Below are 17118 nucleotides of genomic sequence, written 5' to 3' on the forward strand. Positions count from 1 at the left end.
CACATCGTCGGCCGCCCGGCCCCCGATCCGACCGAGCCGGGACGCAATGGCCGCCCGCGTCTGCGGCCGGAGTTCACCGCCTGGGTGATGGGGCTGCCGGCCGACGACTACCTCGCCGCAGTCCCGGACGTCTCCAGGATCGCCGCGCTGCGACTGGCCGGGAACGGAGTCGTCCCGCAGCACGCCGAGACGGCGTTCCGCGAGCTGGCCTGCCGGGCTTGCGGCTGCGACCGGCACAGCGGAAATACTCCGTGAGCGGCCCGGGCCCCACGCCCCGGCGCAAACGAGGAAACCAAGCCGAGATCACCGTGGCCGAGGTGCTTTTCACCCCCGAGGAGCCTCAGCTCACCCCGGCCGCGGCCAGGGCACTGCTTGAGCTCCTACTCCACGCCGCCGAGCAGGCCGAGTAGCAGTCAGGCTCCGCCGCCGATCGAGCGTCGGCGAGCCCGTGTATAAGTTTGGCCGCCCGCGAAGAGGGCTCCTTAAATCAAGGACTTGAAGTAAGGGGGGAACACGGCTACCACTGGTCCAGCCCGATTCGCGGGATTCATCCCGCATTAACCGCAGAAACGACAAAACGGGCCCGGTGGCCTCGATCGAGATCGAGGCCACCGGGCCCATACACACCCACGTCTTGAAGAGGTTTCCACATGAGTCGAAGCGACTCCGACGGCGCGCGGATACGCGCCGTCTTCTATCACCGAGTCGGCAGCGGCACCCCCGGCGACCAAGACGCCGCCGTACTGCGGCAGGCCGCCCGCATCGCCGAGCTGGCGCAGCGACTGAAACTGCAGGTCGTCGGCGTCTACACCGACTTCGCCGTCACGCGAAGCACTCCGTGGCCGGCGCGTCCAGCGGCCCGCAAGCTCACCCAGAGGCTGGCCGACAAGACAGTACGCGCCGAGGTGGTCATCGTCGAGGACCCGCACCACGCCATCGGCCCGGCCAACATTCCCGCCGCCCTGAAGGCGATCGGCATCCCGGCCTGCACACCCCGCGAAGCGCTGCACCCGGTCACCGCCGACGACCTCGTCATCGCGATCGCCGCACGGATGTCCACCCCGCCGAGCCCCACACGCCGCGCCCGCCGGTTTCCCATCTCCGACCGGCGCCGCTGACACGCGCTTCACACACCTTTAGAAAGGCACACTCCTGTGAGCTTGATAGACGTCGGAGCCCCGCGCCTGGCGCGCAACGGGCTGCGCTTCGCCTTCTACGGCCGGGTGTCCACCGAGGACAACCAGGACCCCGAAGCCTCCCGTAACTGGCAGCGCTCCCGCGCCCTGACCCTGATAGAACCCGCCGGTGGCGAGATCGTCGCCGAGTACTTCGACATCGGCATGTCCCGCTCGCTCCCATGGAAGCGGCGGCCCCGTGCCAACGACCTTCTCGCCGACCTCACCAAACCCAATCGAGGCTTCGACGCGATCGTGATCGGTGAACCGCAGCGCGCCTTCTACGGCGGACAGTTCCTCCTGACCATGCCCGTGATCAGCCACTACGGCGTGGGCCTCTGGGTCCCGGAGGTCGGCGGCGCCATCGACCCCGACTCCGAAGCCCACGAGCTGATCATGGGCGTGTTCGGCGGCATGTCCAAGGGCGAGCGCACCCGCATCAAGATCCGTGTACGCACGGCCATGGCCGCCCAGGCCAAGATCGAGGGCAGATACCTCGGGGGCCGCCCGCCCTACGGTTATCGGCTGGCCGACCTGGGCCCGCATCCGAACCCCGCCAAGGCCGCGGACGGCAAGCGCCTGCACCAGCTCGAAGCCCACCCAGACTATGCCCCGGTCGTAAAGCGGATCTTTGCCGAGTACCTGCGCGGACGCGGGTTCTACGCCATTGCCGAAGCACTCACCCGCGACGGCATCCTCTCCCCGTCACAAGCCGACCCCGGCCGCAACAGCCACCGCACGGGCGAAGGCTGGAGCAAAGGCGCGGTCAAGGCGATCCTGGAGAACCCCCGCTACACCGGACGACAGGTGTGGAACAAGCAGCGCAAAGACGAAGTCTTGCTCGACGTCGAGAACGTCGCCGAGGGCTACGAGACCAAGCTGCGCTGGAACAAGGAGGGCAGCTGGGTCTGGTCGGACAAGGTGGTCCACGAGCCGCTGGTGTCCGTGACGGACTTTGAGGCCACCAAGAAGGTCCGCGCCGCCCACGGTCACGACCGCACCAACCGTGAGCGGACACGGACGCAGCACTTCTACGTCTTCAAGAGCCGCCTGTGGTGCGGGCTATGCGGGCGCAAGATGCAGGGACAGCAGAACCACGGCAAACCGAACTACCGCTGCCGGTACGCCAAGGACTACGCGCTGGCCAACCACGTACAGCACCCGGACAACGTCTACGTCAAAGAAGAGGACGTCCTGCCGATCCTCGACAAGTGGCTGATCAAGCTGTTCGCCCCGCACCGAATCGGCGACACGATCCGCACCATGGCCGACAATGCCGCCGCGCTCGCCGAGCCTGCGACGGCCCCCGAACCGGACGCCGATGCCGCCGCAAAGGTCGCCGAATGCGACGCCAAGCTCGAGACCTACCGCGCGGCACTGGAAGCCGGAGCCGACCCGGTCACCGTCAGCGGATGGATCGCGGAGATCAACGCGAAACGCGCCGCCGCCGTGGCAAGCTCCGCCACCGGACGCGCCCGCGCCAACCCCCAGGGGCGGCTCAGCGAAGAAGCCATCACGCTCATGATTCAGGCGCTGGGAGACATTCGAGAGGTCATCCAGAACGCCACGCTAGAGGACAAGGCCCGCGTGTACGACCAGCTCGGCTTGCGCCTAACCTACGCCCCAAGTACAAAGACCATCAGGGCCGAGATGAATCTCGATCCCAATGGTCGTGGGGTTATGGTAAGTGTCCGAGGGGGGACTTGAACCCCCACACCCTTAACGGGCACTAGCACCTCAAGCTAGCGCGTCTGCCATTCCGCCACTCGGACGAGTTTCGTGAGCTGATGTGCGGCTTTCGCCGCCTTGATCGGCTCGCGTTGGGTCAACCATATCAAAAGTTGGGGGTGCTGTTTCACCGCGGTTCGTGTGGCGGTGGGTGGGGCGGGTGGGCTCACCCTGACGGGTGATTGTTCGGACCTTTGGGGCGGGGGTTGGGGGTGCGGGGGGTGGTGCGGGGTTAGCTTCTGGTGGGTGCCGCTTACTTTCTGTGCAGGGATGGTGCGTCATCGGGAGTGTCTGGGAGTCGGAGTGGGGTCCTGCGCGGGCCCGGGAGCGGTTCTTCGCTGGTGAGGGTGTTGGCGAGGGAGTCGCTGGTGGTGGTGTCGGTTCTGGCGGCGGTGGGTTTGGTGCCGGGGCCGGTGCTGGTTTTGGTGTTGGGTCCGGCGGTTCTGGTAGGGCCGGTGCCGGGCAGTGGCGTGGTGCGCTGAGCGGCGCGTTCGGTGGCGCTGGCGGTGCGGGTGGTGCTGGTAGTGCCGGTGAGGCGGTAGCCGCTGGTGCGGTTGGCAGAGCCGGTGCTGGGAGCGGCGGTGCCGGGGGACCGGTGCGGTCGGGGATTCTGGCGTCGTGGCGGCGGTGTCGGGCCGGTGGGTTGGGGCCCGAGGATGTCGATCTGCCGTATGAGCCGGACACCGGTACTGAGGAGTCGCTGCTGCGGGCTTCGGCGCCGGTGTTGGAGCGGCTGCACGCGCTGTTGATCGATACGCCGGTGTGCGTGGTGTTGAGCGATGCGGCGGCTCGGATTCTGGTGCGGCGGGCGGGTGAGCCGGGGTTGAACCGGCACTTGGACGCCGTGCAGCTGGCGGAGGGCTTCAGCTATCACGAGGCTGACGCCGGGACCAATGGCATCGGGACGGCTTTGGCCGAGGGGCGGCCGGCTGTGGTGCTCGCGGGGGAGCACTTCGCCGATCGGTTCTTGGCGTTCGTGTGTGCCGGGGTGCCGATTCGCGATCCCTTCAGTGGACGGATTCGGGGCGTCGTGGACCTCACGTCGTGGCGTCGGGATGCCAGTCCGCTGATGGCGGCGCTGGCGGCGGAGGCCGCGGAGAACATCGAGCTGCGGCTGCTGGAGCAGTACTCGGCGAAGGAACGGGCGTTGTTGGCCCAGGCACGGCGGGCCGGTGGGATCACGGTCGGCGGCGGCTGCGGCGAGGGCAGCACCAGGAGCGGCGACGTCGGCGAAGCGCGGCGGACCCGGGGTGAGCTGGTGCTCGCCACCCGGCAGCGGCACGGCGCCGACCCCGGCCACGGCGACCGCCGCGACCGACAGCTCGTACGGGGCAAGGCGGCCGAACTGGTCGCGGCGGCCAGACGCGACGTGGTGACGATCGCGTTGCCCGGCGGCCGCCACGCCAAGTTGACGGCCCGCACCGGTCGCACCGCGGCCGGCACGGAGGTGGTCACGGTGGAAGCGGAGATGACGAGTGCCCCGGAGATGACGACGGGTGCTCTGGATACGGCAAAGGAAATGTCTTCGGATGCGTCGACGGATATGCCGATGGATATGCCCATGGGTGTGTCGGTGGGTGTATCGGTGGGTGTGTCGACCGGCGAGCTGGAGACGGCCGCTGATGCGCTGGGGATGACAGCCGAGGAACTGGAGACGGCCGGCGGTTGCGAGACCGCTGGTGCTGCGGCGAGGTTGCCGGCTGCGAGGACGCCGGATGGGATGGGCGGCGCAAGCGGTTCGGGTGGCTCGGAGCACCATCAGGCGCAGATGATCGCACTGCGGATTGAACCGGTGGAGATGGCGATGTCCGGTGTGCAGGCGGGGAGGGAAGCCAGATCAGTCGGGGAATGCGTTGCGACACAGATCAATAACAGCCTCCCGCACCCGACCGCCCCAGAACCAGAAGCCGAGCCCGGCCGCGACCCTCAACCAACGCCCCCTACATCAACCCCACCCCCAGCCTCCGGCCACCAAATCCCCCGCCCCGCCGGCGCCACCACCCCCCACCCCTACCCTGGCGCGCCGAATCCCGAGCTGGTCATGGTCGGGGAGCCGACCGTCGGGCGCATCGCGGTCGCCGCGCGCCAGCGCCTGGCGCTCCTCCTGGATGCCAGCGGCCGGATCGGCACCACGCTCGACATGGAGCTCACCGGTGGTGAGCTGGCCGAGATCGCGCTCCCGGACTTCGCGCAGCATGTCGCGGTGGACCTGGCGAGCTGGGTTCTGGACGGCGAGGAGTGCCTTCCGCCCGGCAGCGAAGTGAAGTTGCGGCGGGTTGCGGTGCGCACCGTCCGGCGCGGCAAGGTGCATCGTCCGGCGGGCGCGCATGTCGCCTACAACGCCGCCACCGCGCAGGCGCGCAGCATGGTTCAGCGGCATCCGGTGCTGGACGCGCAGCTCACCGCCGCCACCGCCGGGAAGCGCTGGGTCGCCGAGGATCCCGACAGCTCGGTGATCGCCGCGCCGATCATGGTGCAGGGCATCGTGCTCGGCGTGGCGTCCTTCTACCGCCTAGGGAATGCCGATCCTTTCGACGAGGACGACCTCCAGCTGGCCGGTGACCTCGCCTCGCGCGCGGCCGTGTGCCTGGACAACGCGCGCCGCTTCGCCCGGGAGCGTGCGATGGCGCTGGCGTTGCAACGCAGCCTTCTGCCACGCGCCTTCCCGATGCAGTGCGCGGTGGAAGTCGCGCATCGGTATCAGCCCGCGCAGGAGGGTGTCGGCGGCGACTGGTACGACGTCATCCCGTTATCCGGTGGGCGGGTGGCGCTCGTCGTCGGCGACGTCGTCGGGCACGGCATCCACGCCGCGGCGACGATGGGACGGCTGCGGACCGCCGTGCGCAACTTCTGCGCGCTGGACCTGCCGGCCGAGGATCTGCTCAGCCAGCTTGACGCGCTCGTGGAGTCGATGGACGCCGACGAGGCCGAGGACCAGCGCGGTGTCGGCATCATCGGCGCGACCTGCCTGTACGTGGTCTACGACCCGGTGACCGGGCTGTGCTCGGTCGCGGCAGCCGGGCACCCCTCGCCGGCCGTGGTGGCCCGCGACGGCTCGGTGGAGTACCTGGACCTGCCGACCGGCCCGCCGCTGGGCCTCGGAGGATCGGCGTACGAAGCGGTCGAGCTGCCGATCGACGAGGGCAGCATCCTGGTCCTCTACACCGACGGCCTGGTCGAGAGCCGCGAGCAGGACATCGGCGACGGGCTGGAGCGGCTGAGCGCGGCGCTCGCCGGACCCGGACGCGATCCGGAGGAGCTGTGCGCCTCGGCGATCGGCGGTCTGCTGCCGGAGCGCCCCGCCGACGACGTCGCCCTGCTCGCCGCGCGCGCCCGGCGCACGACGCCGGATCGGGTCGCCACCTGGGACGTGCCGATGACGCCGGAGTCGGTGGCGTTCCTGCGCGCCGAGGTCTCCCGCCAGCTGCGCGCCTGGCGCCTGACCGAGCTGGTCTTCACCACCGAGCTCATCGTCAGCGAACTGGTGACGAACGCGATCCGGTACGCCACCGGCCCGGTCGAGCTGCGCCTGCTGCGTGACAGGGCCCTGATCTGCGAGGTCGCGGACGGCAGCAGCGTTTCCCCGCGGTTGCGCCGCGCGCAGACCTTCGACGAGGGCGGACGCGGCCTGTTCCTGGTCGCGCAGCTCTCACAGCGGTGGGGGACCCGGTACACCGCGCGCGGCAAGGTGATCTGGTCCGAGCAGCCGCTGCCGGCGAACGGCGACTACTAGCCGGCGACGCCGCACGCACGGCGCCTCCGCTCGCGGCGAGAGACCCTTCCAGCGACCAGCTGCACTCCTCCAGCGAGCAGCAGCACCCTCCGGCGATCAGAACCGCCCCAGCGAGAAGCAGTACCCTGCCTCACGAAGCAGCCCCCTCCTCCGCCGGTTTTTCCGCCGGATAACGCCTGGTGAGACCGCCGATCCGGCCCTCCCACGCATATGAGCCAGGCATTGACAGCACCTCGTCACAGGTGTTTCATCCGGGTTACCGCACTGTTTGTTGATGCCGATAACAAACGTGCCGCTGGCGACCAGACCGGCCGTCTCGCGGCTGCGCCTCCCTCGGCGCGCCGACGTCACCTCCTGCACAGCTGCCCCTGTTTCCGCATGCCCTGGGAGGCACCATGTCCAGAACGGCAAGACCCCGGCTCGGCCGGGTCCGAGTCCTGATATCGCTGGCCGCGCTGTCCGCGTCCGCGGTCGCGACCTACGCGGCCGTGCCCGGGGCGCAGGCCGCACCGGCCGCGTCCGCGGCGTCGGCGGCGTGTCCGTGGGTGGGATCGACCGCGCCGATTCCGCAACGGGTGAGCCAATTGCTGGCGGCCATGACGCTGAACCAGAAGGTCCAGCTGATGACTGGATCCAGCGGCTCGAGTTACGTCGGGTTCACCCCGGCGATCGGCTCGCTGTGCATCCCGGCGATGAACCTGGAGGACGGTCCCGCCGGTGTCGCCGACGGCATGACCAACGTCACCCAGCTGCCCGCGCCGGTGGACGTCGCAGCCACCTTCGACACCTCCGCCGAGCAGAGCTTCGGTCAGCTGATCGGCGCTGAGGAGGCGGCCAAGGGCACCACCGTCGACCTCGGTCCGACCATCAACATCGTGCGCGACCCGCGCTGGGGGCGCGCCTTCGAATCGGTCGGCGAGGATCCCTATCTCAATGGTCAGATGGGCGCCGCCGACATCCGCGGCGTGCAGTCCACCGGCACGATGGCGCAGGTCAAGCACCTGGTCGCGTACAACCAGGAGACGAACCGCAACTCCCCGTCGGACAACGTGATCGCCAGCAACCAGACGCTGGAGGAGATCTACGACCCGGCCTTCCAGACCTCGGTGCAGAAGGGCGCCGCGTCGTCGGTGATGTGCTCCTACAGCACCATCAACGGCACCTACGCCTGCCAGAACCCGACGGTCCTGAACACCGTGTTGCGCAACCAGTTCGGCTTCGGCGGCTTCGTGACCTCCGACTGGGGCGCCACGCACGCCGGCGCCGCCTCGGTGAACGCCGGGCTCGACCAGGACATGCCGGGTGACAACACCTACTACGGCAGCGCCCTGATATCCGCCGTGAACTCCGGCCAGGTGTCGCAGGCCACGATCAACACCGCGGTGTCGCGCATCCTGACCGAGGAGTTCGCCTTCGGGATGTTCGACAAGCCGCCGACAGGCTCGCCCGGCGCGACCGCGACCAGCTCGGCGAACCAGACCGCCGGCGAACACCTCGCCGAGCAGGGCACCGTGCTGCTGAAGAACTCCGGCAACGTGCTGCCGTTCGGCTCGGGCGACACCTCCATCGCCGTCATCGGCGCGGACGCCTCGACCAACGTGCAGAGCGCCGGCGGCGGCAGCGCGTCGGTGAACTCCAGCGGCACGGTCACGCCGTTGCAGGGCATCACCAGCGCCGCCCCGGCCGGGACCACCGTGTCCTACGACTCCGGATCCTCGACCAGCTCGGCGGCGGCGCTCGCGGGGAGGTCGAGTGTCGCAGTGGTCTTCGTCAGTACCAACGAGTCCGAGGGCAGCGACCTGTCGGGCATCGACCTGTCCAGTGCGAACAACTCGCTGATCTCCGCGGTGGCGAACGCGAACCCCAACACCGTCGTGGTCCTGAACACCGGCTCGGCGGTCACCATGCCGTGGCTGTCCTCGGTCAAGGGCGTGCTCGAGGCCTGGTACCCGGGCCAGAGCGACGGCACGGCGATCGCGAGGATCCTGTACGGCACCACCAACCCCTCCGGCCACCTGCCGGTGACGTTCCCGACCTCGCTGTCCCAAGTCCCGGCGAGCACGAGCGCGCAGTGGCCGGGGACCAACGGCCAGGTGCAGTACTCCGAGGGCGTGGACGTCGGCTACCGCTGGTACGACAGCAAAGGCCTGACACCGCTGTTCCCGTTCGGATACGGCCTGTCCTACACCAGCTTCTCCTACTCGAATCTGCAGATCAGCTCCCTGCCACAGGGCGGCGCGGCGACCGTGACCGCGACGGTGACCAACACCGGGTCCCGGGCCGGAGCCGACGTCGCGCAGCTGTACGTGAGCGACCCGGCCGCCTCCGGCCAGCCGCCGCGCCAGCTGGAGGGCTTCGCGCGCGTGAACCTGCAGCCGGGTCAGAGCCAGACCGTCTCCTTCCCGCTGACCGAGCAGAACCTGCACTACTGGAGCACGAGCACGAACAACTGGGCCACCAGCACCGGCAACTACGGCGTCGCCGTCGGAGACGCCGACTCTGCCAGTGCCCTGACACTGTCCGGCACGCTCGCCGTCGCGGCGAACCAGCTCGGCCAGCCGGTCAGCGTCACCAACCCGGGTCCGCAGGAGGGCGTGGCCGGCGCCGCGGTCTCGGTGCAGGTCACGGCCGGTGACACCACGGCCGGTCAGACCGCGGCGTTCACCGCCGCCGGGCTGCCGGCCGGGCTGGCGATCTCGTCCTCCGGGAAGATCACCGGCACGCCGATCACCGCCGGTACCAGCACCGTCGATGTCACCGCCAAGGACGGCAACGGAGCCACGGCCACCACGTCCTTCGTGTGGACGGTCGCGGCCTCCTCCGGCGGCGTTCCGACGACGCCTCTGGTCGGTTATCAGGGCTTGTGCTTGGACGTGGCCGCGGCGAACAACGCCGACGGCACCGCCGTGCAGGTCTACACCTGCAACGGGACCAACTCCCAGCAGTGGACCGAGGAAGCCGACGGCACGGTGCACTCGCTCGGCAAGTGCCTGGACATCGCCGCCGGCGGTACCGCGAACGGCACCGCCGTGGATCTGTACACCTGTAACGGAAGCGGCGCGCAGCAGTGGCAGCCGCAGACCAACGGCACGTTGCGCAACCCGGCGTCCGGCCGGTGCCTCGACGACACCGGCTCGGGCCTGTCCGGGACGAAGACCGAGATCTACGACTGCTCCGGCGCGGCGAACCAAGTGTGGAAGTCCCCGGCGGGCACGTCCACCGGTGGCGGCGGCGGCAGCACCGGTCCGATCACCGGCTACCAGGGCATGTGCGTGGACGTGCGCAGCGCCAACAGCGCCGACGGCACTCCGGTGCAGGTCTACACCTGCAACGGCACCACCGCGCAGCAGTGGACGGTCGAGTCCAACGGCAGCCTGCAGGCGCTGGGCAAGTGCCTGGACGTGAACGCCGCCGGTACCGCGAACGGCAGCCTCGTCCAGCTCTACACCTGCAACGGGACCGTCGCGCAGGTCTGGCAGGCGCAGAGCAACGGCGAGCTGGTCAACCCGCACTCCGGCCGGTGTCTGGACGACACCGCGTCGGGCGGCTCCGGGACCCAGCTGCAGATCTGGGACTGCACCGCCAGTGCGAACCAGAAGTGGCAGCTGCCTTGATCGGCTAAGACAGTTCGCTGATTCACATCGGCCCGCGCCCTTTCCCGAGACGGAGGGGCGCGGGCCGATTCGGTACCGGCGCGTTTGTAAGAGCTGACAACAAGCGCGGGATCGCTTGCTGGCAAACAGATCTCAGACGGACACCGTGACAGGTCTCAGACGAACGCCGTGACGCTGTACTGATTCAGTGCCACCGTCTGCAACCCCTCCAGCACCCGGCTCAGCCGAGGCTGCCCCGCCTCCCCGCTGCGCGCCAGCGCGTACACGCTCCGCGTGACCGGCGCGGTCAGCGGATGCAGGCTGACGCCGCGGGTGTCGGCGGGCAGCGCCATGCGGGGCACGAGCGCGACGCCGGCGCGCGCCGCGACCAGCGCGGTGAGCACCGAGAAGTCGGTGGCCGCGGCGATCGGCGACGGGACGAAGCCGGCCGCCCCGCAGGCGCGGCGGGTGAGTTCGTGGCAGTAGGTGCGGGGATCGGGCAGAAGCCAGCCCTCGTCACGGAAATCGGCGAGCTCGGCAGGTTGGTGGGGCGTCAGATCGTGCGCCGCGGCGGTGTCCGGATGCAGCGCCAGGTACACCGGTTCTTCCATCAGCCGATGCTGTTCGCAGCCCGGTGGGAGTGGACGCGGCAGGAGGCTGTAGGCGTGTGCGACCGCGATGTCGGTTTCGCGGCGGCGCAGCATCTCCACCGAGACGTCCGGCTCGGCTTCGGTGATGCGCAGCTCTGGTCGCATGGCGCCGACGTCGCCAACCTCAGCCTCGCTGTCCTGCGCCAGCAGCTGCCACAGCGGCGGGAGCAGAACTCGCGCCGCTGAGGGGAACGCGGTGATCAACACCGTCCCGCGCTGCCCGGCGCGCAGTGCCTGGAGTTCGGCGTCGGCGGCGGCGAGGTTGCCGAGGATCACGTCGGCGTGCTCGACCAGACGCTGACCGGCGTACGTCAGGCGCAGGGTGCGGCCGTGCTTCTCCAGGAGTGGGACGCCGGCTTCCTTCTCCAGCGCGGCCAGTTGCTGCGAGACGGCGGGACCCGTCAGGTGCAGGGCTTCGGCGGCGGCGGTCACGGTGCCCTGGACCGACAGCTCCCGCAGGAGCCGTAGCCGACGGACGTCTATCATGAAGCCCACCTTTGGGAACAGCGAAGAAAGAGTAACTGGATCTTCCCTATTCTAGGCGCGAGGCTGGACGCGTGAACACTGCGCTCGTCTCTCCTCGCGGTCTCGCCCTCGGCGCAACCGTCGTGCTCTGGGCTTCGGCGTTCCCGGCGATCAGGGTCGGCGTGCCGGGGTTGGGCGTTGCCGGGCTGTCGCTGGAGCGGTTGGTGGTGGCGTCGGTGGCGCTGGCTGTGGTCGCGCCGTTTATGGGAGTGCGGCGGCCGCGTCGGCGGGACCTGCCACGCATCGCGATGTGTGGGGCTGCCGGCATGAGCGTGTACCAGCTGCTGCTCAACTGGGGCGAGGTCCATGTCGCGGCGGGGACTGCCAGCCTGCTGATTTCCGTCGCGCCGGTCTTCAGCGTTCTGCTTGCCGCCGCGTTCCTGGGGGAGCGGGTCACGGCGCGCGTCGTGACCGGCAGCTTGATCGCCTTGGGCGGCGCCGCGATCGTCGCCGTCGGCGGCGGCTCGGCGCGGGTCTCCACGAGCGCGCTCGTGGTCATCGCCGCCGCCATCGTGCAGGCTACCTACCACTTCGGGTCCAAGCCGCTGCTGAGCCGCTACTCAGGGTTCGAAGTCGCCTGCTACGCGATGTGGAGCGGCACGCTGTTCCTGCTGCCGCTGCTCCCGGCAGCCTGGCACGCCACCTCCCACGCCACCGCCCCGGCGCTGGCCTCCGCGCTCTACCTCGGCCTGGCGCCGTCCGCGCTGGGCTTCGTGACCTGGGGCTACGCGGTCGCGCGGTACCCGGTGGCGCTGTCGACCGCCGCGCTGTACCTCGTACCGCCGGTCACGCTCGCGGTCGCGTTCGTCTGGCTCGGCGAGACCCCGCAGCCGCTGGAGTTGCTCGGCGGGCTCGTCGGCATCGGCGGCGTGGTGCTGATTCAGCGCCGGGGGCGCGGAACGCTTGCCAGACAACAGATCCAGCCCGCCTCTGTACCTACCCCTGCTCGGACGACCGGCTGAGCGCGACCACCGACCGGCCCGCGCCGGCGACGATCTGCTGGAGCGCCAGCACATGGCCGTCGAAGGCGGTGCGGCCGGCGGGGGTGAGGCGGGCTGAGGTGCGGGGACGTTTGCCGACGAAGGCTTTGCGGATCTCGATGTAGCCGGCGTCGGCCAGGGTGGTGAGCTGTTTGGACAGCGCTGAGTCGGACAGCTCGACGCTGTCGCGCAGGACCGCGAAGTCTGCCCAGTCCGTCGCGGCGAGGAAGGCGACCAGCGATAACCGCGTGGGTGCGTGGATCAGCTCGTCGAACTTGGGCGTGGTCATCGACGGCTCCCGGAGCGGCGTACCAGGAACGCCGCCTCGTAGCGGACGAGCAGTTGGCCGCCGATGGCGAACAGCGCCGCGGTCAGCGCGGCGGCGATCGTGATGGGGTAGGGCACGTCGGCCGCTTTCAGGCTGAGGGCGGTCGTGATCAACACGGCGATCAGGGCTGCCAGGAACGTCGCCAGACCGATCAGCGTCCTGCGACCGGCGCCCGGGCCGGCCAGGCCGCGGCGGGGTGTGGCGGCGCGCGCGGCGCGAGACACCGGTCGGTCGATGGCGAACGCGCCGACCAGGTAGGCGGCGACGCCGATGGCGACGACCGCGCCGTGCCCGGACTGGAAGACGGTCGCGAGCGCGGTGATCAGAGCGGCGTGAGCCCACCAATACCAGCGCGGGAAGACCTTGCGGCGGATCACCTGCTCGCGACGCAGGTCGATCTCGGCGAGGGCGCGCGCGGCGTCGGCGGGCTCGATGGGCTCGATGGGCTCGTTCATTTTCCCTCCCGGAACTACTTTCCTACTAGGAAAGTAGTCGGAGATCCCACGGCCCGCAAGTGACGTCGGCCCGTGAACCCTTCGTCGTGTGCTGAAACGACCCGCAGCCGCAGGCAACCCAACCGTTTCCCACCCTCGTCGATAGGACGGGGGAAAAGGGTTCCCACGGAGGGCAGGGGGCGGATGCGCGCTTCGGAGGAGGCGGAGTTCGACGAACTCGTCGCCGGGCGGGCGACCTCGCTGCGCCGCACCGCGTATCTGATGTGCGGGGACTGGCATCAGGCGGAGGACCTGGTGCAGGTCACCTTCATGAAGCTGCACGCCTCCTGGCACCGGATCCGGCGGCAGGAGGCGTTCGACGCCTACCTGCGCAAGACCCTTCTGCGGGCCCTGATCGATGAGAAGCGGCGCGCGCGGTGGCGGTGGGAGGCGCCGACGGACATGCTGCCGGAGGTCGCCGATCCGGCGCCCCAGCCGGACGGAGTGCGCGACCTGCTGGTCGCCGGGCTGAGGCGGCTGCCGCCCCGGCAGCGTGCGACGCTCGTCCTGCGGTACTTCGAGGACCTGAGCGTGGAGGAGACCGCCCACGCGCTCGGCTGCTCCCCGGGGACCGTGAAGAGCCAGACGTCCAAGGGCCTGGCCGCCCTGCGCGTCATCGTCGACCCGGTCCACCTCGCACGGACGGAAGAACTCGCGTGAACGACCCGGATTGGCTGCAGGAGCTGTTCACGCGTGCGCGCCTCGACGAGGAGCCGCTGTGGATCCCGGACGTCGCCGCGATCAAGATCGGCGGCCGGCGCCGGCGGCGGCTGCGCGCCGTCTCGGTCGGCGGCGGGGCGCTGTGCGCGCTGGCCGTGACGACCGCCGTGGTGGTCGGGCTCGGCGGGATGACCCTCGGCGGCGGGGGCGGGCTGATGACGGTGATGCCGCACTCCTCGAGCGTCTTCCACTACGCCTCGATCGCCGTTGCCGACTCCCAGAAGGCGCCCTCGACCGTCCTGCCGGTCTCGGTCGTGAACAAGGCCTCGGAGCTGATCGACGTCCTGGACCCCGGGCACGCGTACCTGCGCAGCATGGGCTCCGCCGCGTCCGTCCCGCAGTATCGGACCGTCAAAGACAGCGCCTCGGCGGTCAAGGGCGTCACCGCGATGACCGCGACTTCGGTCTACGCCACCGACGGCACCGTGCCGCCTCGGAACTCCGACAAGCCGAACGGCAGCCTGGCGGCCACGGTCGCGCTGAACGCGCAGCAGCTGGGCCGGTACACCCACGACACGCCGGACGTCAGCACCGACAGCGTCCCATGCGGCTACATGCTCCAATACGTCTTCCAGAACACCCCGCCGACGCCGCGGGCACACTGGTCGAAGTGCACGTCGATCCCGCTGTCCGACGGCTCGAAGCTCGACAGCTCCTCGACGCCGAACGGTCAGGGCACGGTGACGGTCGCGATCCGGGAGTACCCGGACAACGCCGGCGGGATGGTCGTCGTCTGGACCGACTACGCCAACGGCAGCACCACGCTCACCGATCCGGCCCGCATGAACCAGGCTCCTGATCCCTCGGTGGTGCTGAAGCCCAACCCGATCACCGAGACGAAACTTTCGGCGGTTCTGGCCGATCCGCAGTTCGGGGTGGCCGACCAGTCCTCGGTGGACGGAGAGGCTCCCGAGCAGTTCCTCAGGCCCGGTGACCTCAGCACTCACGCCTCCTACGACCCGAGATCGTCCGGCGATGGCTCAGGCGATCTGCCGATGGACAACGGCTGCGCGTACAAGGACGTCAACCCGTTGGTGAGGCGAGGACGGGTGGCGGCGTACGCGGTGGCCACGCCGGGCGGAAAGCCGGTGACGGTCACGGAGTTGGAGTATCCGCTGCCGCTCGGGACCGGACCGTCCACCATGGCCACGGCACGCAGTCAGGCAGCCGGCGGATGCGATAGCAATGGTCTGCTGTACTCCAAGGACACGGTCGAGGACCTCCCGACAGGGATCGGCGACGAGGCCTTCGTGGAGTACGGCGTCGGGACCAACGCGGTCACCGTGTGGGAGCGCTTCGGGGACACGATTCTGCGGGTCGACGTCACGCAGGATCAAGGCATGCCCGACCTGTCGGCGCCGGCGGACCAGGTGTGGCTGCAGAATCTCGCCAAGCTCACCGCGTCGCGCTGGACCGCCAGGAACTGACCGTCGTCGTTCGCGGGACGCACTATCGCAGAAGCTCTGAAAATGCTCTGAATTTCCGTGGGCATGCTCGGCCTCGTACGGGGGGTGCAACCGAGATCCACGGAACATCCGGAAGGACAGCAGAGTGAGCGATTCCACGACGGTCGACGGCGCCATCTACGACCACCTCGTCATCGGAGCCGGGCCCGCCGGCCTCCAACTCGCCCGGCACCTGAAGGAATCGGGGAGCCGGTACACCATAGTGGAAGCCGGGGAAGCCGCCGGCACGTTCTTCGCGACTTTCCCGCGCCACAGAACCCTGATCTCCTCCAACAAGCCGCACACCGGGACCACCGACCCCGAGCTCAACTTGCGCATGGACTGGAACTCGCTGCTGTCCGGCGACCCGCAGCTGCTGTTCACCCGCTACACCGAGCGTTACTTCCCGCCCGCGGACCTCTGGCGGCAGTACCTCGCCGACTTCGCCGCCGCCTCCGAGCTGAACATCCACTACAACACGCGCGTGGTGCGGATCGAACGCCCCGAGGCCGGCGGCCCGTTCACCGTCACAGCCCAGGACGGCAGCGTCCGGCGCGCGGCGATCGTCATCGTGGCCACCGGTGTGTCAAAGCCCTACATCCCGCCGATCCCCGGCATCGAGCACGCCGAGCAGTACGCGACGATGACCGTCGACCCGGCCGACTTCACCGATCAGCGAGTACTGATCCTGGGCAAGGGCAACTCCGCCTTCGAGACCGCGGACAACCTGATCGAGAAGGCCGCGGTGATCCACGTCGCCGGTCCGGACGGCGTGCGCTTGGCATGGAAGACGCATTACGTCGGCCACCTGCGCGCGGTGAACAACAACTTCCTCGACACCTACCAGCTCAAATCGCAGAACGCGATCCTCGACGGCGAGGTGCTGAGCATCACGCCGAAGCCCGGCGGCGGGTTCCTCGTGCGGTTCTCCTTCGTCCGCGCCGACGAGGTCGTCAAGGAGCTGTATTACGACCGGATCCTGTGCTGCACCGGGTTCCGGCTGGACACCGAGCCCTTCGCCGAGGAGTGCGCGCCGGCGCTCGTCATCAAGGACCGCTTCGCTGAGCTGACCTCGGCGTTCGAGTCTGTGAACGTGCCGGGTCTGTACTTCGCCGGGACGCTGATGCAGCAGCGCGAGTTCAAGAAGGCGACGACCGGCTTCATCCACGGCTACCGCTACACCGTCAAGGCCCTGAGTCGCATCCTCGACCAGCGTGGCGCCGGCGTGGTCTGGCCGAACCGGCCGATCGCCGCGACGCCGCAAGCGCTGGCGGACGCGACGATCGAGCGCGTCAACCGCAGTTCCGCGCTGTGGCAGCAGTTCGGCGTGATGGCCGACATCATCCTGCTGCCGGGCGACGGCGGGGGACAGGCGCACTACGTCGACGAGGTTCCGCTGGGGTACGCGCTCGACGGCGGGCTGGCCGACCCGGACGCCGGACTCGCCGACGACGGGCTGCTCGTCTCTGTGACCCTGGAGTACGGACCCGACCACGACAAGGTGGACCGCTTCGACGCGACGGTCAAGCGCCCCGCGCAGGACGACGCGGACGAGGCTCACAACGCCGCGTATCTGCACCCTGTCTTGCGCGTCTACCGCGACGGGAAGGCGCTGGCCGAGCACCACCTCGCCGAGAACCTGGAGAACCACTGGGACGGCGAAGCCTCGCACCGCGCACCCCTGGTGGCGTTCTTCGAGAAAGTGGCGACGCTGTGAGCGTCGCCGCCCCGGAAGCCAACGGTGCCG

Annotated in this window: 13 protein-coding genes and 1 tRNA gene; 10 read left to right on the forward strand and 4 right to left on the reverse strand. The window is 69.5% G+C overall.

Annotated features, from left to right (window positions below):
- Nucleotides 1-87 precede the first annotated feature (87 nt).
- From CACI_RS52580 to CACI_RS48100, 4 genes are all read left to right on the forward strand, one after another.
- The gene (locus CACI_RS52580) at nt 88-255 is read left to right on the forward strand and encodes a hypothetical protein (protein WP_223297740.1); all 168 of its coding nucleotides are present in this window, start codon (nt 88-90) and stop codon (nt 253-255) included.
- A complete protein-coding gene (locus CACI_RS51325) occupies nt 252-410 on the forward strand; it encodes a hypothetical protein (protein ID WP_015792688.1) in 159 nt (52 codons plus the stop codon). The genes CACI_RS52580 and CACI_RS51325 overlap by 4 nt, the downstream gene beginning before the upstream one ends.
- 240 nt (nt 411-650) lie before the next feature.
- Nucleotides 651-1118: a recombinase family protein gene (locus CACI_RS20245; RefSeq protein ID WP_015792689.1), complete on the forward strand. Its 468-nt coding sequence runs from the start codon at nt 651-653 to the stop codon at nt 1116-1118.
- A gap of 36 nt (nt 1119-1154) precedes the next feature.
- On the forward strand, nt 1155-2882 hold the full coding sequence (locus CACI_RS48100; protein WP_015792690.1) for a recombinase family protein: 1728 nt from the start codon (nt 1155-1157) through the stop codon (nt 2880-2882).
- On the opposite strand, the gene CACI_RS20255 is transcribed toward CACI_RS48100, so the two are convergent.
- Nucleotides 2864-2947: transfer RNA gene (locus CACI_RS20255), tRNA-Leu, on the reverse strand. The two genes, CACI_RS48100 and CACI_RS20255, sit on opposite strands and share 19 nt — an antisense overlap.
- Before the next feature lie 599 nt (nt 2948-3546).
- Between CACI_RS20255 and CACI_RS47170 the strand changes: the two genes are divergently transcribed.
- Both CACI_RS47170 and CACI_RS45855 read left to right on the forward strand, forming a co-directional pair.
- Entirely contained in the window at nt 3547-6636 is a 3090-nt protein-coding gene (locus CACI_RS47170) for a SpoIIE family protein phosphatase (protein WP_063643540.1), read from the forward strand.
- 395 nt (nt 6637-7031) lie between these two features.
- On the forward strand, nt 7032-10250 hold the full coding sequence (locus tag CACI_RS45855; RefSeq protein ID WP_015792692.1) for a glycoside hydrolase family 3 C-terminal domain-containing protein: 3219 nt from the start codon (nt 7032-7034) through the stop codon (nt 10248-10250).
- Between the two features lie 155 nt (nt 10251-10405).
- Here the strand turns inward: CACI_RS45855 and CACI_RS20270 are convergent, their stop codons facing one another.
- A complete protein-coding gene (locus CACI_RS20270) occupies nt 10406-11365 on the reverse strand; it encodes a LysR substrate-binding domain-containing protein (protein ID WP_015792693.1) in 960 nt (319 codons plus the stop codon).
- Between the two features lie 71 nt (nt 11366-11436).
- Between CACI_RS20270 and CACI_RS20275 the strand changes: the two genes are divergently transcribed.
- Nucleotides 11437-12366: a DMT family transporter gene (locus CACI_RS20275; protein WP_015792694.1), complete on the forward strand. Its 930-nt coding sequence runs from the start codon at nt 11437-11439 to the stop codon at nt 12364-12366.
- Here the strand turns inward: CACI_RS20275 and CACI_RS20280 are convergent.
- Nucleotides 12341-12673, reverse strand: a complete 333-nt coding sequence (locus CACI_RS20280) for a winged helix-turn-helix domain-containing protein (protein ID WP_015792695.1) — start codon at nt 12671-12673, stop codon at nt 12341-12343. The two genes, CACI_RS20275 and CACI_RS20280, sit on opposite strands and share 26 nt — an antisense overlap.
- Complete coding sequence (locus CACI_RS51330) at nt 12670-13167, reverse strand: hypothetical protein (protein ID WP_015792696.1); 498 nt, start codon at nt 13165-13167, stop codon at nt 12670-12672. The genes CACI_RS20280 and CACI_RS51330 overlap by 4 nt, the downstream gene beginning before the upstream one ends.
- Before the next feature lie 183 nt (nt 13168-13350).
- Here CACI_RS51330 and CACI_RS20290 point away from each other — a divergent pair, with 183 nt between their 5' ends.
- From CACI_RS20290 to CACI_RS20300, 3 genes are all read left to right on the forward strand, one after another.
- Nucleotides 13351-13866: a SigE family RNA polymerase sigma factor gene (locus tag CACI_RS20290; RefSeq protein WP_015792697.1), complete on the forward strand. Its 516-nt coding sequence runs from the start codon at nt 13351-13353 to the stop codon at nt 13864-13866.
- Nucleotides 13863-15353, forward strand: coding sequence for a hypothetical protein (locus tag CACI_RS20295; RefSeq protein WP_015792698.1), 1491 nt, complete (start codon nt 13863-13865; stop codon nt 15351-15353). The genes CACI_RS20290 and CACI_RS20295 overlap by 4 nt, the downstream gene beginning before the upstream one ends.
- Nucleotides 15354-15477: 124 nt before the next feature.
- A complete protein-coding gene (locus CACI_RS20300; protein ID WP_015792699.1) occupies nt 15478-17088 on the forward strand; it encodes an NAD(P)-binding domain-containing protein in 1611 nt (536 codons plus the stop codon).
- The last annotated feature ends 30 nt before the right edge of the window (nt 17089-17118 follow it).

Source organism: Catenulispora acidiphila DSM 44928 (assembly GCF_000024025.1).
Taxonomy (GTDB): Bacteria; Actinomycetota; Actinomycetes; order Streptomycetales; family Catenulisporaceae; genus Catenulispora; species Catenulispora acidiphila.